The organism is Tabrizicola sp. (genome assembly GCF_030373185.1).
In the GTDB taxonomy this organism is placed as follows: Bacteria; Pseudomonadota; Alphaproteobacteria; order Rhodobacterales; family Rhodobacteraceae; genus Tabrizicola.
In genome coordinates this window covers 494259-513696 of record NZ_JAUCZH010000001.1, presented here as the reverse complement: position 1 = coordinate 513696, position 19438 = coordinate 494259, and the positions used below count along the sequence as shown (strand labels likewise).

General features: G+C 64.9%; 15 protein-coding genes. 5 read left to right on the top strand and 10 right to left on the bottom strand.

Annotation, left to right across the window (positions count from 1 at the left end):
- Positions 1-3: 3 nt before the first annotated feature.
- From radA to QUV21_RS02445, 4 genes are all read left to right on the top strand, one after another.
- Complete coding sequence (gene radA / locus QUV21_RS02460; protein WP_300852959.1) at positions 4-1362, top strand: DNA repair protein RadA; 1359 nt, start codon at positions 4-6, stop codon at positions 1360-1362.
- Between the two features lie 35 nt (positions 1363-1397).
- Positions 1398-2015, top strand: a complete 618-nt coding sequence (locus QUV21_RS02455; protein WP_300852958.1) for a CvpA family protein — start codon at positions 1398-1400, stop codon at positions 2013-2015.
- 101 nt (positions 2016-2116) lie between these two features.
- Positions 2117-3580 carry an amidophosphoribosyltransferase gene (gene purF, locus QUV21_RS02450; protein ID WP_300852957.1) on the top strand — a complete coding sequence of 488 codons (1464 nt, stop codon included), beginning with the start codon at positions 2117-2119 and terminating at the stop codon, positions 3578-3580.
- A 147-nt stretch (positions 3581-3727) separates the two neighbouring features.
- Complete coding sequence (locus tag QUV21_RS02445) at positions 3728-4408, top strand: SDR family oxidoreductase (protein WP_300852956.1); 681 nt, start codon at positions 3728-3730, stop codon at positions 4406-4408.
- A 13-nt stretch (positions 4409-4421) separates the two neighbouring features.
- Here the strand turns inward: QUV21_RS02445 and QUV21_RS02440 are convergent, their stop codons facing one another.
- The 8 genes from QUV21_RS02440 to QUV21_RS02405 all read right to left on the bottom strand — a co-directional run bounded on the left by QUV21_RS02440 (position 4422) and on the right by QUV21_RS02405 (position 16325).
- Positions 4422-5528, bottom strand: coding sequence for a cystathionine gamma-lyase (locus QUV21_RS02440; protein WP_300852955.1), 1107 nt, complete (start codon positions 5526-5528; stop codon positions 4422-4424).
- A 105-nt stretch (positions 5529-5633) separates the two neighbouring features.
- On the bottom strand, positions 5634-6536 hold the full coding sequence (locus QUV21_RS02435; protein WP_300852954.1) for an NAD(P)-dependent oxidoreductase: 903 nt from the start codon (positions 6534-6536) through the stop codon (positions 5634-5636).
- Positions 6537-6590: 54 nt separating this feature from the next.
- Entirely contained in the window at positions 6591-8021 is a 1431-nt protein-coding gene (locus tag QUV21_RS02430; protein ID WP_300852953.1) for an aldehyde dehydrogenase family protein, read from the bottom strand.
- A gap of 7 nt (positions 8022-8028) precedes the next feature.
- A complete protein-coding gene (locus QUV21_RS02425) occupies positions 8029-9594 on the bottom strand; it encodes a trimethylamine methyltransferase family protein (RefSeq protein WP_300852952.1) in 1566 nt (521 codons plus the stop codon).
- Complete coding sequence (locus QUV21_RS02420) at positions 9591-10421, bottom strand: isocitrate lyase/phosphoenolpyruvate mutase family protein (protein ID WP_300852951.1); 831 nt, start codon at positions 10419-10421, stop codon at positions 9591-9593. The genes QUV21_RS02425 and QUV21_RS02420 overlap by 4 nt, the downstream gene beginning before the upstream one ends.
- Positions 10418-12853 carry an FAD-dependent oxidoreductase gene (locus QUV21_RS02415; RefSeq protein ID WP_300852950.1) on the bottom strand — a complete coding sequence of 812 codons (2436 nt, stop codon included), beginning with the start codon at positions 12851-12853 and terminating at the stop codon, positions 10418-10420. Before QUV21_RS02415 ends, QUV21_RS02420 begins: the two co-directional genes overlap by 4 nt.
- On the bottom strand, positions 12850-13887 hold the full coding sequence (locus QUV21_RS02410) for a zinc-binding dehydrogenase (protein ID WP_300852949.1): 1038 nt from the start codon (positions 13885-13887) through the stop codon (positions 12850-12852). Before QUV21_RS02410 ends, QUV21_RS02415 begins: the two co-directional genes overlap by 4 nt.
- On the bottom strand, positions 13884-16325 hold the full coding sequence (locus tag QUV21_RS02405) for an FAD-dependent oxidoreductase (RefSeq protein ID WP_300852948.1): 2442 nt from the start codon (positions 16323-16325) through the stop codon (positions 13884-13886). The genes QUV21_RS02410 and QUV21_RS02405 overlap by 4 nt, the downstream gene beginning before the upstream one ends.
- 178 nt (positions 16326-16503) lie before the next feature.
- On the opposite strand from QUV21_RS02405, the gene QUV21_RS02400 reads away from it, so the two are divergent.
- Complete coding sequence (locus QUV21_RS02400) at positions 16504-17349, top strand: LysR family transcriptional regulator (RefSeq protein ID WP_300852947.1); 846 nt, start codon at positions 16504-16506, stop codon at positions 17347-17349.
- Positions 17350-17352: 3 nt separating this feature from the next.
- On the opposite strand, the gene QUV21_RS02395 is transcribed toward QUV21_RS02400, so the two are convergent.
- Both QUV21_RS02395 and QUV21_RS02390 read right to left on the bottom strand, forming a co-directional pair.
- Positions 17353-18036 carry a GntR family transcriptional regulator gene (locus QUV21_RS02395; RefSeq protein ID WP_300852945.1) on the bottom strand — a complete coding sequence of 228 codons (684 nt, stop codon included), beginning with the start codon at positions 18034-18036 and terminating at the stop codon, positions 17353-17355.
- Positions 18037-19389 (bottom strand): formimidoylglutamate deiminase, encoded by a 1353-nt coding sequence (locus tag QUV21_RS02390; RefSeq protein ID WP_300852943.1) that lies wholly within the window; start codon positions 19387-19389, stop codon positions 18037-18039.
- Between the last annotated feature and the right edge of the window lie 49 nt (positions 19390-19438).

Genomic DNA, 19438 nt, shown 5'->3' with positions numbered 1-19438 from the left:
CGGATGAGCAAAGCCTCCAACAGTTTCACCTGTAGCGCCTGCGGGGCCAGCCACCGCAAATGGGCCGGGAAATGCGATGCTTGCGGCGGCTGGAACACCATCGTTGAAGAGGCCCCGCTGTCCACCGGCCCGAAATCGCTGGGCGCCAAGGGCCGCCCGATCCCGCTGTCGGACCTTGCAACCGAAGAACCGGCCCCGCCCCGCGCCTCGTCCGGGATTGACGAGCTGGACCGCGTGCTGGGCGGCGGCCTTGTTCCGGCCTCGGCCATCCTTGTCGGCGGCGACCCCGGCATTGGCAAATCCACACTTCTTTTGCAGGCCGCTGCAAGTTTCGCCCGCAAGGGGCTGAAATGCCTTTACATCTCGGGCGAAGAAGCGGCCGCGCAAGTGCGGATGCGCGCACAGCGCCTTGGGCTGACCGATGCCCGCGTCCGGCTTGGGGCTGAAACCAACCTGCGCGACATCCTGACCACGCTGGATGCCGAACGCCCCGCCCTTGCGATCATCGATTCGATCCAGACCATGTGGCTTGACCAGATCGAGGCCGCGCCCGGATCGGTCAGTCAGGTCCGCGCCGCAGCGCATGAGCTTGTGACCTTTGCCAAGCGCAAGGGTGTCGCCGTTGTCCTTGTTGGCCATGTCACCAAGGACGGCCAGATTGCCGGGCCGCGCGTGGTCGAGCACATGGTGGACACCGTGCTTTACTTCGAGGGCGAGCGCGGCCACCAGTTCCGCATCCTGCGGGCAGTGAAAAACCGCTTCGGCCCGGCGGATGAAATCGGGGTGTTCGAGATGACCGGCGGCGGGCTGGCACAGGTGCCGAATCCCTCGGCGCTATTTCTGGCCAACCGCGACCAGCCCGCCCCGGGCTCGGCTGTCTTTGCGGGGATCGAAGGCACCCGCCCGGTGCTGACTGAAATACAGGCGCTTGTCGCACCCTCCACCCTCGCCAGCCCTCGCCGCACGGTGGTGGGCCTCGACTCGGGCCGCGTTTCCACCATCCTTGCGGTGCTGGAGGCTCGCTGCGGCATCCCCTTCACCGGGCTTGACGTTTTTCTCAATGTCGCCGGGGGCTTGCGGGTCAGCGAACCAGCGTCCGACCTTGCAGTCGCGGGCGCGCTGCTTTCTGCGCGCGAAGATGTTGCAATTCCGCCAGACATGGTACTTTTCGGGGAAATCAGCCTCTCCGGCGCATTGCGACCAGTGGGGCAGACCGAAAACAGGTTGAAAGAAGCCTCGAAACTTGGTTTCTCACAAGCGACAGTGCCGTCTCATTCGAAGATTGAAGGGGCGACGGGCCTGACGGTGCGGCAGATGCCGGATCTTACGGCCTTTGTGGGCGAAATGTTCGGGGCAGGATAAGCCCGCAAAAAAGCTAAGGATTGGGGACGAAAACGATGGAAAACTTGACCGCGGTTGATGGTGGCGCAGCGCTGATCATCATCGTCTCCTCGATCCTCGCCTTTTCGCGCGGGCTGGTGCGGGAACTTATGGCGATCCTTGGCTGGGTCGGTGCGGCCGTCGCGGCCTATTATTTCGCCCCCGGTGTGCAGCCTTTGGTCAAGGAGCTGCCGGTGGTTGGCGAATTCCTGTCCGACAGCTGCGAGCTTTCGGTCGTTGCCGCATTTGCCGGTGTCTTCGTCGTGGGCCTGATCGTGGCCGCGCTGTTCACGCCGCTGTTTTCCGGTGCGGTCCAGCGGTCGGCGCTTGGCGGGATTGACCAGGCGCTTGGCTTTCTGTTCGGTGCCGCGCGCGGCGTGCTGCTGATCGCCGTCGCCTTCATCGTTTATGACCGGGTGCTGTCGGATCAGAAGATTGCCATGATCGACGAATCCCGCACCGCGCTGGTCTTTGCGAACTTCCAGGCGAACATCGATCAGAACATCCCGACAGACGCACCGGGCTGGATCGTTGCCCGCTACAATGACCTGACCAATGTCTGCGCTCCCGGCGGCGCCCCGGTTCCGGCCGAAACCCCACCCGCCACCGCACCAGAGGCCCCTGCCGGCAACTGATCCATCGACCGGAATGGCGTTTCAGGGCGTGACAGCCCGGCGCGGCTGCCGTAAACCACCGGCAACGCGCCTTGAACGCGCCTTGAAGGATTCGCACACGCATGGCCCCCTTCCTTTCGCACCCCTTCGATGACGACAAACTGAAGGAGGAGTGCGGCATTTTCGGCGTCACCGGCGTTGCCGATGCATCAAACTTCGTGGCCCTCGGGCTGCACGCCCTGCAACATCGCGGGCAAGAAGCGGGCGGGATCGTCAGCTATCACCCCGACCACGGCTTCAACTCGGCCCGCCGCTTTGGCTATGTCCGCGACAATTTCACCAAGCCGGACGTGATGGACACGCTGCCGGGCCAGCTTGCCATTGGCCATGTCCGTTATTCAACCGCCGGGTCAAAAGGGGCCACCGCGATTCGGGACGTGCAGCCCTTCTTTGGCGAGTTTTCGATGGGCGGCTGTGCGATTGCCCATAACGGCAACCTGACCAACGCCGCCGCCCTGCGCCGGGAACTGATTGAACGCGGCTCGATCTTCCAGTCTTCTTCCGACAGCGAATGCATCATTCACCTGATGGCCCGGTCGATCCAGAAGAACCTGTCAGAACGCATCAAGGACGCGCTGCGCCGCGTGGAAGGTGCCTTTTCCGTCGTCGCCATGACCCGCACCAAACTGATCGGCGTGCGTGACCCCTTGGGCGTGCGCCCACTGGTCCTTGGCCGCATCAGCGACCACGGCTGGGCGCTAAGCTCGGAAACCTGCGGCCTCGACATCATCGGAGCCGATTTCGTGCGCGAGATCGAGCCGGGTGAAATGGTAGTGATCGAGGGCGACAAGGTGGAATCGACCCGCCCCTTCTCGCCCGCGAAATCGCGCTTCTGCATCTTCGAGAATGTCTATTTCAGCCGCCCCGACAGCATCATCGGCGGCCGTTCAGTCTATGAAACCCGGCGTCAGATCGGCGTGGAACTGGCGCGCGAAGCCCCTGTGGACGCCGACCTCGTCTGCCCCGTCCCGGATTCAGGAACCCCCGCCGCCATCGGCTACAGTCAGGAAAGCGGCATCCCTTACGCGATGGGGATCATCCGCAATCAATACATGGGCCGCACTTTCATTGAACCGACCGACAGCATCCGCAACATGGGCGTGCGGCTGAAACTGAACGTCAACCGGGCGCTCATCAAGGGCAAGCGGGTGATCCTGGTCGATGATTCCGTTGTGCGCGGCACCACCAGCCGCAAGATCAAGGACATGATCCTCGAAGCAGGTGCCGCCGAGGTTCACTTCCGCATCGCATCGCCCCCGACCGCCTGGCCGTGCTTTTACGGTGTCGATACCCCCGAACGCTCCAAACTCCTTGCCGCGACGATGTCGGAAGATGAAATGCGCGATTGGATCGGCGTTGACAGCCTGAAATTCGTGTCGCTTGACGGCCTCTACCGTGCCGCAGGCGAGGCTGCGGGACGTGACGCCGCCAATCCGCGCTACTGTGATGCCTGCTTCTCGGGCGATTACCCGGTCGCACCATCCGACAAGATCGAGGAAGGCTTTCAGATGAAGGCCGCCGAATAGCGCAGCCTCTGGCGCACCCGGCGGCCAGGGCTGACCCGGCAAGGCTGGCCCCTCCAAGGCTGGCCCCTCCAAGGCTGGCCCCTTGCCATTTGCTCTTTTCAAAAATACTCCCGCCGGAGGCTTCGACATCTCCGCAAGGATCAGCGCATGACCACCAGCACCGCCCCCAAAGCCGCCCCAAAAGTCGCCCTGGTCACCGGCGCCTCGCGCGGCCTTGGTGCCGCCATTGCCGAGCAGCTTTGCTATCGCGGCTGGCATGTCGTTGCCGTCGCCCGCACCGTGGGCGGGCTGGAGGAACTTGACGACCGGGTGAGGCACGCAGGCCTTCCCGGCGCGGGCGGGCTGACGCTTGCGCCGATGGACGTGACCAATGATGACGCCATGCGCCACCTTTGCCGGTCGATCCATGACCGCTGGGGGGGCCTTGGCCTTTGGGTGCATGCTGCGGTTCATGCGGCACCGCTGGCCCCGGCCGGGCATCTTGACGCAAAGGACTGGGACAAATCCATCGCCACCAACACCCGCGCAACGGGGATGTTGATCCCGATGGTCGAACCCCTCTTGCGCGCGCAAGGTGGCACGGCGCTCTTTCTTGATGATCCCCGCGCCGGTCAGCCCTTCTTCGGTGCCTACGGCGCCACCAAGGCCGCGCAGATCGCGCTGGCACAAAGCTGGCAGTCCGAAACCCGCAAGCATGGCCCGCGGGTTGTGATTGCAGCCCCCGCGGGAATGCCGACCGCCACCCGCGCCCGCTTTTTCCCCGGAGAGGACCGCACCCCGCTTGCCGATCCAAAGATCGAAGCGGCGCGGATCATCGAAAGCCTCTGATCCTTTCGACCGCTCAGCCCGGCAGCGCCGCTGCGATTGCCGCCCAAAGCGGCTCTGCCGGTTCCACACCAACAGACAGCCGGATGAACCCCTCCGGCACCGCATCCCCCCAGCGCGCCCGGCGTTCGCCGGCCGTATGTGTGCCGCCAAAGCTGGTGGTCTGCTCGATCAGCGGGCAGCGCGACAGGAAGCTTTCCGCCACCCCGGCATCGGCAAGCTCGAACCCGATAAGGAAACCGCCGTTGGCCATCTGCCCCCCCACCGCCCAATGCGATGGATCGTCCGCCAGCCCCGGGTAACGCAGGCCAGTCACGCCCGGATGCGCGGCAAGCCGCCCAGCGATCAATCCAGCGCTGGAACACATCCGGTCAAGGCGGACCTCCAGCGTTTCAATGCCTCGATGGACAAGGAAGGCCTCGAACGGGCCGGGAATGGCCCCGGCCATCCGCCGCCAGTCGCGCACGCGGGATACAAGGGCGCCGTCGCGCCCTGCTACATGGCCGAAAAGCACGTCGGAATGACCGGCGGGGGCCTTGGTGTCAGCGGCCACCACAAGATCGCAGCCAAGGTCCAGCGGGCGCTGAAGGAGGGGTGTCATCGTCGTGTTGTCGGCGATGACCTTTGCCCCGGCCTTGTGCGCCCGGGCTGCGACGGCGGCGATGTCGACCACATCAAGGCCGGGGTTCGAGGGGGTTTCCAGATAGACCACCGCCGCGCCGGTGAAATCAGCGGTGGCGTAGCTGGTCGTTGGAATCGCCTGCACGTCGATGCCGAGGGGTTTGAGGAAACCGTCAGACAGGACGCGCGTGACGTAGTAGCCGTCCGAGGGGATGATCAGACGATCCCCCGCCTTCAGCGTGGCAAACAAGGCAGCGGCGATGGCGGCCATGCCGGAGGGAAAGGAGACCGTCTCGGCGTCTTCAAGGATTGCCAGCTGGGCTTCGACGGCGTCCCAGCTGGGGTTGCCGTTGCGGCCGTAGATGTGGCCACCCGTCTGGACGGATGGCAGGTGGAAGGTGGCCGAGGCGATGATCGGGGGGACCACGGGATCACCCTGCCCGAGACCCGCCTTGCGGTGGTGAAGAAGGCGGGCGATGTGTGCCTGGAATTCGGGGGTCATGCGGACACCTGTCTGCGATGTCCCACAGGGGGACAGTGTGAGCACCATTGCGAAATCAAGGGCTTGAGCATGGGCATTCACACTGTCTTAACGGTTTCGCCCGGCTCACTCAAGCCGGGACGGGAAGCCTTCGGCGCGCAAGTCGGTGCCAAGCAGGTCTTCCAGCAGTTTGGCAATCATCGGTGACTGCGCCTCGCCGCCATAGGCGGCCTTGGCGGCGACGTAGGTCTGGTTGGTCATCGAGGCGAGGTCGAGCGGCACTCCGAATTCCTTGCCGAAGCCTAGCGCAAAGCCGAGGTCCTTCAGCGCTAGGTCGATGTTGAAGGCAATGTCATATGACCCGTTCAGGATCAGCGCCCCTTCGGTTTCATGCACGAAGCTGTTGCCGGACGAAGCCGCGATGGCGTGCCATGCCTGCCCCAGATCAAGCCCGCCGCGCTTGGCCAACATCAACGCCTCGGACGTGGCTTTCAGGTGGATGAAGGCCAGCATGTTGGTGATGACCTTGATGATCGATGAAGATCCCAAAGGCCCCATGTGGAAGATCTTGTCGCCCATCGCCTGCATGGCACCATGGTGCAGTTCGAACAGGTCGGCGTCGCCGCCGGCCAGCATGGTGATCTTGCCCTGATGCGCCAGATGGACGCCGCCGGTGACGGGCAGTTCCATCATCCGCACGCCGCCTTCGGCAGCGACGGCAGCCAGGCGCAGCACCTCATCCCGGCCAAGCGTGGACATCTCGACCCAGCTTGCGCCCTTTTTCATGTGGGGCAGGATGTGGCGCAGCACCTTTTCCGAGACTGCCGGCGATGGCAGGCAGGTGATGACGTGATCGGCCGAGGCGGCGACCCCTTCGGCGCTGGTGGCCAGGGTGGCCCCAGCTGCCACCAAGGGGGCGGCAAGGGCCGCGTTCAGGTCATAGACCGTGACCTTGAAACCCGCTTTCAGAAGGCAACCCGCGCAGGCCGCGCCAAGGTTGCCAAGGCCGATATATCCGTAGTGCATCATGTCCCCATTGGAATGGGGCGGGTTCTGGCCCGCCCCTGTTGGTTGTCGTGTCGGTTATTCGCCGTAGCCGACGATTCCTTTGACTTCGCAGAAGTCATGGATGCCCCAATCGGCGTATTCGCGGCCGTTGCCGGACTGCTTGTAGCCGCCGAAGGGCGCGGAGGTGTCCCAGTCGGGGTAGTTGAGGTTCACCGTCCCGGCGCGCAATTTGCGGGCAACGGGTTTGGCGTCTTCGACCGGGCCGGCGATGTAGGCGGCAAGGCCGTAGACAGTATCGTTGGCCTGCTGGATGGCGTCTTCGATGCTGTCATAGGGCTGGATCGCAAGGACCGGGCCGAAGATTTCTTCCTTCGAAATGGTCATCGAGTTGACCACATCGCCGAAGACGGTCGGACGGGTGAACCAGCCTCGGTTAAGGTCAGCCGGACGGCCAAGGCCACCGGTCACAAGGGTGGCGCCTTCGTCGATTCCGGCTTGAATCAGGCGCTGGACCTTGTCGAATTGCAGCTTCGAGATCAGGGGGCCCATCACCGTTGCCTCATCGCGCGGATCACCGATCTTGATCGCCTCGGCGGCCTCTTTCGCAACTTGCAGCGCTTCGGCCTGCTTGGCACGCGGCACCAGCATCCGGGTCGGCGCGTCGCAGGACTGGCCGGTGTTGGACATGACAGCGGTCACTCCCGCGGCGACGGCCTCGGCGATATTGGCACCCGGCAGGATGATGTTGGGCGACTTGCCGCCCAGTTCCTGCGCCACGCGCTTGACCGTGGGGGCTGCGGCGGCGGCAATCGCGGTGCCGGCCCGTGTGGAGCCGGTGAAGGACACCATGTCAACCTCGGGGTGCGAGGACATCCGCGCACCGACCTCTGGCCCTGCCCCATGCACAAGGTTGAAGACGCCCGGCGGCACGCCCGCATCATGGCAGACCTGCGCGAAGAGGGTGCCAGAGAGCGGTGCGATTTCCGAAGGCTTCAAGACCATCGTGCAGCCCGCGATCAGCGCGGGAGCGACCTTGCAGGCGATCTGGTTCATCGGCCAGTTCCACGGCGTGATCAGCGAGCAGACGCCGATCCCTTCATAGATGATCCGGGTGGTGCCGCGGTTGTATTCCCAGACCATCTCCTCGGCGGCCTTGATCGTGGCTTCGATATGGACCTGACCGGCCCAGGCCTGCGCCTCACGCGCCCAGGTGATGGGCGCCCCCATCTCGGTGGACATGACTTGGGCGAAGTCTTCGTAGCGGTCGTTGTAGACCTCAAGGATGCGCTTCACGATGGCAATGCGTTCGGCCACCGGGCGATAGGTCCAGCCGTCAAACGCAGCGCGGGCGGCGAGAATCGCGCGGTCGGCGTCTTCGGTGTTACCCATGGCGACTTCGCAGACGATTTCCTCGGTCGCGGGGTTTTCAACCCCCATCCGGTTGGCGGAAATCGGATCGACCCATTGGCCATTGATGTAGAATTTCAGCATGTTGGCGGGGATCATGGCGACCTCACTTGAAGTAGATGTTGAAGCGGGCACGGATGGCGGCGTCAATCTCGGGATCGACGCGGCATCCGGCCTTGGCGAGGATTGTATTCTTGCGGGCAATCGCCCCATCAAGCAACAGGGGCTTGCCTGCCTCCATCCATTCCTTGGGCGACATGCGGTTGCCGACCACCGGATAGATGTATTCGGTCTGCATCAGTTTCAGCGTCTGATCAGAGCCAAGGTAATGCCCCGGCCCGCCAAGGCAGACCTCTTTCATCGCCTGAATGGATGTCGAATCGGGGGTTACGTCGATGCCACGGACAAGGCGCATTGTCTGGCCCAGCAAGTCATCGCCAAGCACCAGCGATTCAAGGCAGAAGCCGAGGAGGGAGGCGTGCATCCCAACCGCCTCATAGCACATGTTCAGGCCCGCAAGGCCGGCAAGGGCGTTGGTGATGCCCTGCTCCCACCCGGCCTGCATGTCGGGGAGCTTTGAGTCACTGATGCCCGAAGCCGCCCCGCCGGGCAGGCCGTAGAAGCGGTGCATCTGGGCGCAACCTGCGGTCAGCAACGCCTGTTCGGCTGATCCACCGGACATTGCCCCGGTGCGCAGGTCCGAGACGAAGGGCCAGGTGCCGAAGATGGCAGGCGCGCCGGGTTTGATCGCGTTGACATAGACCACCCCCGCCAGACATTCGGCGACAGCCTGCACGATGGTCAGGGCGATGGGGGCTGGTGCGGTGGCCCCGGCCTGCCCGGCCGAGAGCAGAAGCATCGGCATGCCGCGCCGGATGCAATCCTCCATCGTGATGCAGCTTTCTTCCGCGAATTTCATCGGCGGCACGACGAAGCAGTTGGAGTTCGACACGAAGGGGCGCTCCAGCCAGTGTTCCTCACCCCCGGCGACCATGTGCAGCATCTCGAAGCAATCGGCGACGTGCGATGGGTCGGAGAAGCTGGTGCCGACGTGCTTTACGGTGCCGGAAAGGCTGCCATAAAGGGTGTTGAGGTCCATCTCCTTGTTGTCGACCACATCGCGGCAGACCATCGTGCGCTGGTAGAAGTGGATGTTGTCGAGGTTATCGACCAGGCGTGCCGCGTCATAAAGATCCTGCGCGGTGGATTCGCGGTATTCGTTGGTGATCGGGTCCACGATATGGACCGCAGCGCCCGCAGTGCCGTAGTGGACGTTCGAGCCGCTGAGGTGCAGGTCATGCCTTGGGTCGCGGGCGTGAAGGGTGATGTCGCGCGCGGCGATGTTCAGCATGTCCTCGACCAGCGCGCGGGGGAAACGGATGCGGCCATCATCGCCAAGGATCGCGCCCGCATCTGTCAGGAGCTTCACGCCCGAGGGCGGGGCCTGGGAAAGGCCGATCTGTTCCAGCGCGTCCAGCGCGGCGGCGTGGATCTGCTGCACCCCGGCCTCGGTCAGGGGCTTGTACTGGCCGCCGGGCAGGCCGGGGCGGACGGGGCGCATCTCATCCGTAAGGGGGGCGGCGCGCATCGCCACGCGGGCGGTACGGCCACCGGAACGGCGGGCGCGGGCGGGTTCGCAGATATCGCCCAGATCGGCGGTCACGTCGGTCATTGGTCTGATCCCTTGAGCAGGAGTGCATCGATTTCGTCACCGCTGGCAGTGGCCATCAGGGGGGCAAAGCTGCCCTCCCCCAGCATGGCGTTCACGGCGTCACGGATGATGGCATGGGTGGCCCGCGCGATCTGGCTGCCGGTCGAGATGCGGCGGACGCCCATGGTGGCCAGTTCGGCGACTGTAGACGATTTGAGCGGCCCGGCGGCCAGCGCGTTGACGGGTTTGGTCACCGAGGCAAGGATTTGCGCGAGTTCCGCCTTGCCCGGCGGGACGGGAAGATAGAGCAGATCAGCCCCCGCAGCCTCAAACGCCTGCAGGCGGCGGATGCCTTCGGCAAGATCGTAGCTACCATGCATGACACCATCTGCGCGGGCGCAAAAGATGAAGGGGCGGCCAAGCGCCCGGGCGGCGGCGGCCCCGGCGCGGATGCGGTCCACGGCCAGATCGAAGGCGTAGGCGGGGTTGCCGGGCTGCATCTGCGTATCCTCGACGCTGATGCCGGACAGGCCCACCTCACCCGACAGGCGCACCGTTTCGGCCACGTCATCGGGGCTGTCGCCAAAGCCGTTCTCGAAATCGCCCGACACCGGCAGAGGGGTGGCGGCGATCAGGTCTTGCGCGTGGGCCAAGGCCTCATCGCGCGTGACGCCGCCCAGATCGGGGCGGCCGATGGTGAAGGCATGCGCCGCCGAGGAGGTGGCCAGCGCCTTGGCGCCAAGCGCGGCCATCATGCGTGCGCTGCCGCGATCCCAAGGGTTGGGGATCACGAAACAGCCCTGCTGGTGCAGGTCGTGGAACGCCTGATGCCGGGCGGCCATTGTCATGCGCGGACCCGTTCGGATTTCGGGTCATGCATCGGGGCGAGGCTGGCGAGGGCTTCATGCCGCTGGCCGGCTACCTCGATCTCGTAGTGCGAGGCGACGATGTCCTCATCGGTCTGGCCTTTGGCGGGGACGTAGCCCAGACCGATCGCGCCGCCAAGGAAGTGGCCGTAGTTGCCGCTGGTGACGGGGCCGACGATTTTCCCATCGCGGACAATGGCTTCGTTGTGGAACAGAAGCGGTTCGGGGTCTTTCAGGCGGAACTGGAGCATCTTGCGCGAGACCCCTTCGTCCTTCTTCCGCAGCACGGAATCGCGGCCGATGAAGGCGGGTTTCTTGCTGGAAACCGTGAAGCCAAGGCCGGCTTCCAGCACATGGTCTTCATCGGTGATGTCATGGCCCCAGTGGCGGTAGGCCTTTTCGATGCGGCAACTATCCAGCGTGTGCAGACCACAAAGCTTGAGGTCCGGGGCGGCTTCCATGATCGCCTCGAACACATGGGCGGTCTGGTCGGCAGAGACGTAAAGCTCCCACCCCAGTTCACCGACGTAAGTGACGCGGTGGGCGCGGGCGAGGCCCATGCCAATCTCGATTTCACGCGCCTGGCCAAAGGGATGGGCGGCATTGCTGAAGTCGTTGGGTGAGACCCTGGCCAGGATGTCGCGCGCCTGCGGACCCATGAGGCACAGGACGGATTCGGCGGCGGTCACATCGGCTATGACGGCGAAATCATCGCCGACGTGCTGGCGCATCCAGGCAAGGTTGCGTTGCAGGGTGGCACCGGGGACAACGGCCAGATAGGCGGTTTCCGAGAGGCGGGAAACTGTAAGATCAGCCTCTATCCCGCCGTTTTCATTCAGGAACATCGTATAGACGATGCGGCCGGGTTCCACATCCATCTGCGCTGACGATATCCGGTTGAGGAAGGCACAGGCGTCGCGACCCTCCACCCGGATCTTGCCGAAGCTGGTCATGTCGAAAAGGCCCGCGCTTTCCCGCACGGCCATGTGTTCGGCGCGCTGGTTGTCAAACCAGTTCTGCCGCTTCCACGAGTAGCGGTACTCGGGGTCTTGCCCGGGGTTCGCGAACCAGTTGGCGCGTTCCCAACCTGCAACCTCACCGAACACTGCACCACGGGCTTTCAGGTGTTCGTGGATCGGGGAGCGGCGGACGCCACGCGCGGTGGCCATCTGGCGATAGGGGAAGTGGTCGGCGTAAAGGAGGCCCAGGGTTTCGGTGACCCGTTCCTTCAGGTAGCGGCGGTTCTTCTGGAAGGGCTGGGCGCGGCGGATATCGACCTCCCAAAGGTCGAAGGGGGCCTCGCCTTCGGTGATCCAGTGCGCGAGCGCCTGCCCCGCGCCGCCCGAGGACACGATTCCGATGGAGTTGTAGCCGGCGGCGATCCAGTAGCCCTGCACCTCGGGCGCCTCGCCAAGGTAATATCGATCATCCGGGGTGAAGGATTCCGGGCCGTTGAAAAAGGTGTGGATGCCCGCCGTTTCAAACAGGGGCATGCGGTTGGTGGCCATCTCGAGGATGGGCATGAAGTGGTCCCAGTCTTCGGGCAGGGTGTCGAACTCGAAATCCTTGCGGATGCCGTTCATGCCCCAGGGTTTGGCCACAGGCTCGAACGCGCCCAGCATCATCTTGCCCGCGTCGGTCTTGTAATAGGCGCATTCGTCCGGCACCCGCAGGACCGGCATGTCACCAAGGCCCTGGACGGGTTCGGTGACCAGGTAGAAATGTTCGCAGGCGTGCAAGGGCAGCGTGACGCCGTTCTGCGCGGCAAGGTCGCGGCCCCACATGCCGCCACAGTTGACGACCACATCGGCGGCGATATGGCCGGGGCCTTCGGCGGTCTCGAAGTCCACCCCGGTGACCCGGCCATTGGCCGTGGTGATCTTGGTGACCAGCGCCCCTTCGAAGATCTTCGCACCCCGCATCCGTGCGCCCTTGGCCAGCGCCATCGCGATGTTGGCCGGGTCGCACTGGCCATCGAGCGGCAGGGCGACGGCACCGACCACACCACCAATGTTGAGGTGGGGGTATTTCGCCTTGGCCTCGGCCGGGCTGATCTCATGCACCTCGACGTCGAAGATCCGCGCGACGGTGGCCTGACGCAGGAGTTCCTCATGCCGCTCGGCCGTCAGCGCCACCGAGATGGAACCGACCTGCTTCATCCCGGTGGCAACGCCGGTTTCAGCCTCCAGACCGCGATAAAGATCGGCGGAATACTTGGCCAATCGCGTCATGTTGGCCGATCCGCGCAATTGCCCGATCAGCCCCGCCGCATGCCATGTGGTGCCAGAGGTCAGCTTCCGACGCTCCAGCAGCACCACATCCGTCCAGCCCGCCTTGGCCAGATGATAGGCCACCGAGCATCCCGAGACGCCGCCGCCAATCACGACGGCGCGGGCTTTTGAGGGGATCGTCATGGTGCGGGCTCCGATGGAACAAGGACAAGTTTGCCGGGGTAGCGCCCTTCCGCCAGATCGGCCTGCGCAAGGGCGATATCGCGCAAGGGATAGGTCTTGGACACCACCGGCCGGATACGGGCGGTGTTGATGATGGTGACAAGGCCGGCGAAAACCTCACGCGGCTGGTGGGTCGCGCCGTAGATCGTCAGGTCATTCAGATAGATGCGGCGCAGATCACCCTTGACCATCGGTCCGGCCACCGCACCCGAGGTAGCATAGCGCCCCCCGGCACGCAGCGCGTCCAGCCTGTCCTGCCAGCCATCGCCGCCAACCACGTCGATCACCACGTCGAAACTGTTGCCGCGCGGTTGGCTGTCACGGGCCAGCACCGTGGCGTTCAGCGCCCGAAGCGGGCCGGATTTTGACAGGCTGCACTGGCCCGTCACCTCGGCCCCGCGCAACAGCGCCAGTTGCACCGCAGCCAACCCCACCCCACCCGATGCGCCGGTGATCAACACCCGTTCGCCCACCGCCACGCCGGCCCGGGTCAACAGGTTGTGCGCCGTGCCATAGGCGCAGGGCATCGCCCCAATCTCGATATCGGTCAGTGGTGAGGCGCTGACATCATGCAGATGCCGCGTCTTGACCAGACAGTATTGCGCGAAAGCCCCGTCAAATTCCGATCCGATCGACACAAAGGCAATCGGGTTTTCCGCCGTCGGTTCGTGCTGGTTGGTCGGGCAGATCACCCGCGCGCCCAGCGCCAGCCCAGCGACCCCTTGCCCCAGCGCCACGATCCGCCCGCAAAGATCTGATCCCTGAATCCGGGGAAAGCCCATCTGCCCGGACCAGCCCGCCGCGCGCCCCTCGCCCCCATACCAGCCCTTGCGGGTGTTGATGTCGGTCATGTTCACGCCCGCCGCCAGAACCCGCACCAGCACCTCACCCGGACCGGGGCGCGGCACGGGGATGTCATCGCGCCAGACCAGCATCTCCGGTCCGCCATGGCCGATCAACTGGACGCCGGACATGGTGGCAGGCAGATCGGTCATGCGCGGATCCGCTCGTTCTTCGGATCCCACAGCGGGGCATCGGCCTTGACGGTTGCCGGGTAGCGCTGGCCGAAGATTTCAACCTCGACCTCCTGCCCCGCCACGTTCAGATCGGCCTTGAGCATGCCAAGCCCGATGCAGGCGTCGACGCGGTGGCCCCAATAGCCCGAAGTCAGTTCGCCCACCACCTGCCCCTGATGCCAGATCGTCGCCATGTAGGGCGGGTCATGTTCAGCGGCCTCGATCACAAGGGTGCAGAACCGCTTAGTGACCCCGGCCTGTTTTTCCGCAGCCAAAGCCGCCTTGCCCCGGAAATCAGGCTTGGCCCAGTCGATGAACCGCTCCAACCCACCTTGCAACACCGTGTAATCGGTCGAAAGGTCGCCCTTCCACGCCCGGTAGCCCTTTTCGATGCGCAAGCTGTTGAGCGCGAACATCCCGAACGGCTTGAGGCCGAGGGGGGCGCCCGCCGCCATCACCGCATCCCAGACAGCCGGGGTGTCGGCAAGGCGCGAGTGGATTTCCCAGCCAAGCTCGCCCGCGAAGGAGACGCGCATCAGCATCACCTCACGCCCCGCGATGCGGGCGGCCTGGTGGGTCAGCCAGCCCTTCGTCAGGTCTGCCCCGGCCCCCGCCGCTTGCAGGACCTCACGCGCTTTCGGTCCGGTCAGGATCTGGCAGGACCAGTCGGCGCTGACATCGGCAAGCCTCAGGCCGGGGGCAAGGTGACGCTCCAGCCAGCCCAGGTCATGCAGTTGCGCGGTAGCGGCGGTGATCAGAAGGATGTCGTCGTCAGCGAGGCGGGCCACCGACATCTCGGTGACGATCCGGCCCTTGTCATCGGCGAAATAGGCAAGGCCCAGCCGCCCGACGGCGGGCAGCTTGCCGGTGATCTGGGCCGTCAGCCAGTCTGCCGCCCCTGCCCCGGTCAGGCGGAACCGGCTGAAGCCCGGCAAATCGAGGATGCCGCAGGCGTCGCGGACGGCAGCGCATTCATCGGCAACGGCGCCAAACCACGGCCCTTTGCGCGCCCAAGTGCGTTGCGCCCCATCCGATGTATCATCGCCCGGCCGCGCATACCAAAGCGCGCGCTCATAGCCGTTGTAAGGCCCGAACTGCGCGCCCAAGGCGGCTGTCCGGTCATGCACCGCAGACAGCCGCTTCATCCGGCCTTCGGGCCAGGCGTGGTGGGGGAAGTGCATGGCGTATTCGTGGCCGTAGACCTCCATCCCCTTCTTGACGCAGTAGTCGTGATCCTCCCAGCCGGTAAAGCGGCGCGGGTCGCAAGACCACATGTCCCATTCGGTGGCGCCCTCGGTGATCCATTCCGCCAGTACCTTGCCCGCGCCCCCGGCCTGACAGATGCCAAAGGTGAAGACGCAAGCCTCGAACGCGTTCGGCACACCGGGCATCGGCCCGATCAGAGGGTTGCCGTCGGGGGTATAGGGGATCGGGCCGTTGATCACCTTGGTCAGGTTTGCCTGCGCCAACAAAGGCACCCGGGCCATGGCGTCATTGATGTGCCATTCCAGCCGGTCAAGGTCGTCGGGATAAAGCTGGAAGCTGAAATCCTCGGGGAACGGATCATCCGGCGTCGCCCAATGCGCACGGCAATTGCTCTCGTAAGGCCCAAGGTTGAAGCCCATCTTTTCCTGCCGCAGATAGTAGGAGCTGTCGACATCGCGGAGCAGCGGCAGCTTGTGGCCGACCTCCCTCGTCCAGGCTTCGAGTTCGGGAATCGTGTCGAACAGCATGTATTGATGGCTCATCACCATCATCGGCACGCGGCGACCGAACATCGCGCCCACTTGCGCGGCATAGTAGCCGCCCGCGTTCACCACATATTCGGCGCGCACTTCGCCCTTCGGCGTCGACAGAATCCACTCTGTCCCGGTCCAGCGCGCGGCAGTCACCGGGCAGAACCGCTCCACCCGCGCGCCCATGGTCCTGGCACCCTTGGCAAGCGCCTGCGTCAATTGTGCGGGGTCGATGTCACCGTCATAGGGGTCGTAAAGCGCGCCAGTCAGGTCATGCGTTTCCACAAAGGGATAGCGGCTGCGGATCTCTTCAGGTGACAGGATATCAAGCTCCATCCCCTGATAGCGGCCCATGCCGGCGACCTTCCTGAACTCCAAAAGCCGCTCGGCGCTGTGGCCAAGTCGGACCGACCCGGTGACATGGTAGTTCATCGGGTAATCGACCGCCTCACCCAGCCCCCTGTAAAGGCCGGCCGAATAGCGCTGCATGTTCATGATCGACCAGCTGGACGAAAACGTCGGCACATTGCCCGCTGCGTGCCATGTGCTGCCCGCCGTCAACTCGTTCTTTTCCAGAAGGAGGCAATCTGTCCAGCCGGCCTTGGCCAGATGGTAAAGCGCCGAGGCCCCGACCGCGCCCCCCCCGATGATCACCACCCGCGCGCTTGCGAATTCCGCCATGACCGCCTCCCCATTTCTGCGCGCACTATCGGACTTCCGTGACGTGCTTTCAATTCGGCAATCACTGCGCTATTGATCGACAAAGCCGATCAGAAGATTTCATCTGTCCCCAAATATCCCACGGGGGTCCGGGGGTGTGAAACCCCCGGCGATCGGCCACAGGAAGCATGGCCCGAGAATGCAGATAGAACTCATCGACACCTTCCTTGACCTTGTGGACACCCGCAGCTTCAACCGCACCGCTGACCGGCTGGGGGTGACGCAATCCACCGTGTCGGCCCGGGTAAGGACGCTGGAGCAGGCGCTGGACACCACGCTGTTCCGCCGGTCGCGCGCAGGGACCGACCTTACGACTGAAGGCCTGCGGTTCGAGACCCATGCGAGAATGCTGCGGCAGGAATGGATCGCGGCGCGGCGTGCGGTGCTGCCGTCAGGCGATGCGGCGCTGACGCTTCGGCTTGGCATCCAGAATGACCTTGCAGCGGCGACCCTTGGCCCGCTGGTCGCGGCCTTCCGGCAGGCCTTGCCGCAGACGGCGTTCTACATTGAACCCGACTATTCCACCCAGATGTGCAACGACCTTGTGACCGGGGCGCTCGATTTCGCGGTTCTGTTCACGCCCAAGGCCCACCCCGACCTGCATTTTTCTTCTGTCGGGGAAATCGCCTGTCGCCTTGTGTCGTCAGACGCCCGCACAAGGGCCGAGGTGAACCCCGCCACAATGATCTTCGCGCATTTCTCGCCCGCTTTCGAACGAACTCACCGGATCCTGCTGCCGGAACTGTCCGAGGCACCGCTGTCAGTCGGGCAAAGCACCGCCGTTGCAGCACTTTTGCTGGCGATGGGCGGGTCGGGCTATGTGATGCCGGATGCCGCGCGGATGCTGGTGGATACCGGGCGCTTTCGGATCATCAACGACGCACCGGTGATCCAGCAGCCGATCCACACCGCGATGCATCTGAGGAACCGCCACACAAGGCTGCACCGCAAGCTGACGCAACTGGTCGGGCGGCAGTTCGGCTAGACCTCAGAACGTCATCTGCACCCGGTGTCCCGGCGCATGGGCCAGCCGGACCAGCGTGACCGGCCCGCTTGTGCCTTGAGTGGTACGCTCAGCCACCAGCAGCGCGGTGCCGGGCGGCACGCCCAGCACCTCGGCCTCGCGCGGGTTCGCGGCTTCGGCGGTAAAGGCGATATCACCCGCCACAAGGCTGACATGGGTCACCAGCCATTCATTCGCACTTTCCTGCGCGAAATCCGGGCCGGGATCGGGCAGGATCGCAGGGTTCAGCCAGCGGGTCTCCAGCACATAGGGCCGCCCTCCCGCCAGATGCAGCGTTTCCAGATAGCGCAGGTTTGCGCCCTCCGGCAGGCCAAGCCGGGCTGTCACCGGCACTGGCGCCGAGGCCATACGGTCGGCCAGAAGCTTGAAATCATAAGAAAGTCCCCGCGCCAGCACATCCAGCCGGATCACCGGAATTTCCAGCCTTGCCCGACGCACCGGGAACGCGGCAACCCTTGTGCCGGCCCGTTTCTTGCGCTCGATCACCCCTGCCTCGGCCAGATCGCGCAAGGCGCGGTTCACCGTGGCACGGGCGACGCCAAACTCTTCCGACAGGGCCTCTTCACCGGGGATCAGGCCACCCGGCGGCCATTCGCGCGCCCGGATGCGGCGCAGAACCTCTGCACGGATCGCTTCCCAGCCCTGCATCTAAAGCGCCTCGCGCAGGCTGCGCATGGTGGACCGAAAGCGGGCCTCAATGCTGTCGCGGCCGATGTGACGGCCAGCCTGCACGATATGGCGGCCAGCAGACCAAAGGTCTGTGACAAGGCCGTCGCGCCCGGCAAAAAGGAAGGCATCCAGCAGGCTGTCACCGGCAAGGCCTTCAAGCCGGACATCCGCGCAATCAAGCGCCAGAAGGTCGGCCCACATGCCCGCCGCAATCGCGCCAGAGGCCCGCCCCGCCGCCTGCGCCCCACCCCGGGCCGCACCGTCCCACAAGAACCGCCCGGTGGACCGCCCGGCATCCGCCATGACCGCCCGGCCTTTATGCTGCAACCGCTGGGAATATTCCAAAAGCCGCAGCTCTTCCGCCCAGGAGATGCGCACATTGCTGTCGGACCCCACGCCAAAGGCCCCGCCCTCCGCAAGCCAGCCCGGCGCGGCAAAGATGCCATCGCCCAGATTGGCCTCGGTAATCGGGCAAAGCCCCGCCACCGCCCCGGTTCGGGCAAGCGCGGCGGTTTCGTCCGGCGTCATCTGGGTGGCGTGGATCATGCACCAGCGCCGGTCAAGCGCCAGATTGGCCAGCGCCCATTCTACGGGCCGCACGCCCCATGCAGCCGCGACCTCGGTGACTTCTGCCACCTGTTCGGCGATATGGATATGCACAGGACCGCCCGGTACCATGTCCGCCGCCCCGGCCAGCGTCCCACGGCTGACGGCGCGCAAACTGTGCGGGGCAACGCCAAGCCGCGCATCGGGCAGCCCCGCCAATGCCCGGCCCGCGCCGTCCAGCACCTTGGCATAGGTTTCGGGTTGAGAGCCAAAGCGCAACTGCCCCCCCGCCAGCGCCCGGCCATCGACCCCGCCCTGTTCATAGATCACCGGCAGATGGGTCAGGCCCAGCCCCGTTGTCGCCGCCGCCGCCGCAAGCCGCACCGACAACTCGGCCGGGTCGGCGTAGGTGCCGCCACCTGCGGGGTGGTGCAGGTAGTGAAATTCGCACACCGCCGCAAAACCCGCCTCGGCCATCTCGACCATCGCTTGCGCGGCAATCGCCTCCACGTCTTCGGGCGACAGGCGTTCAAGGAACCGATACATCAGCGCCCGCCATGTCCAGAAACTGTCCTGCCCGGCTGTGCGCGCCTCGGTCATTCCGGCCATCGCGCGCTGGAATGTGTGCGAATGAAGGTTGACCGGCGCGGGCAAAAGGCAGGCGACAGCCGGGCCTTGGCGGGGCGCGCCGGGGACGACTTCGACGATCCGCCCGCCTTCGATGCGAACAAGGACATCCCGCGCCCAGCCATCGGGCAGCAAGGCAGTTTCGGCAAACAGGATCATGGCGACTCGCTTGACAAGATTTATGTCTATACATATTAGCCAATACATC

Excerpts from the sequence above, each read along its gene's own strand:
- radA (WP_300852959.1), top strand. The coding sequence starts at position 4 with ATGAGCAAAGCCTCCAACAGTTTCACCTGTAGCGCCTGCGGGGCCAGC.
- QUV21_RS02455 (WP_300852958.1), top strand. The coding sequence starts at position 1,398 with ATGGAAAACTTGACCGCGGTTGATGGTGGCGCAGCGCTGATCATCATC.
- purF (WP_300852957.1), top strand. The coding sequence starts at position 2,117 with ATGGCCCCCTTCCTTTCGCACCCCTTCGATGACGACAAACTGAAGGAG.
- QUV21_RS02445 (WP_300852956.1), top strand. The coding sequence starts at position 3,728 with ATGACCACCAGCACCGCCCCCAAAGCCGCCCCAAAAGTCGCCCTGGTC.
- QUV21_RS02440 (WP_300852955.1), bottom strand. The coding sequence starts at position 5,528 with ATGACCCCCGAATTCCAGGCACACATCGCCCGCCTTCTTCACCACCGC.
- QUV21_RS02435 (WP_300852954.1), bottom strand. The coding sequence starts at position 6,536 with ATGATGCACTACGGATATATCGGCCTTGGCAACCTTGGCGCGGCCTGC.
- QUV21_RS02430 (WP_300852953.1), bottom strand. The coding sequence starts at position 8,021 with ATGATCCCCGCCAACATGCTGAAATTCTACATCAATGGCCAATGGGTC.
- QUV21_RS02425 (WP_300852952.1), bottom strand. The coding sequence starts at position 9,594 with ATGACCGACGTGACCGCCGATCTGGGCGATATCTGCGAACCCGCCCGC.
- QUV21_RS02420 (WP_300852951.1), bottom strand. The coding sequence starts at position 10,421 with ATGACAATGGCCGCCCGGCATCAGGCGTTCCACGACCTGCACCAGCAG.
- QUV21_RS02415 (WP_300852950.1), bottom strand. The coding sequence starts at position 12,853 with ATGACGATCCCCTCAAAAGCCCGCGCCGTCGTGATTGGCGGCGGCGTC.
- QUV21_RS02410 (WP_300852949.1), bottom strand. The coding sequence starts at position 13,887 with ATGACCGATCTGCCTGCCACCATGTCCGGCGTCCAGTTGATCGGCCAT.
- QUV21_RS02405 (WP_300852948.1), bottom strand. The coding sequence starts at position 16,325 with ATGGCGGAATTCGCAAGCGCGCGGGTGGTGATCATCGGGGGGGGCGCG.
- QUV21_RS02400 (WP_300852947.1), top strand. The coding sequence starts at position 16,504 with ATGCAGATAGAACTCATCGACACCTTCCTTGACCTTGTGGACACCCGC.
- QUV21_RS02395 (WP_300852945.1), bottom strand. The coding sequence starts at position 18,036 with ATGCAGGGCTGGGAAGCGATCCGTGCAGAGGTTCTGCGCCGCATCCGG.
- QUV21_RS02390 (WP_300852943.1), bottom strand. The coding sequence starts at position 19,389 with ATGATCCTGTTTGCCGAAACTGCCTTGCTGCCCGATGGCTGGGCGCGG.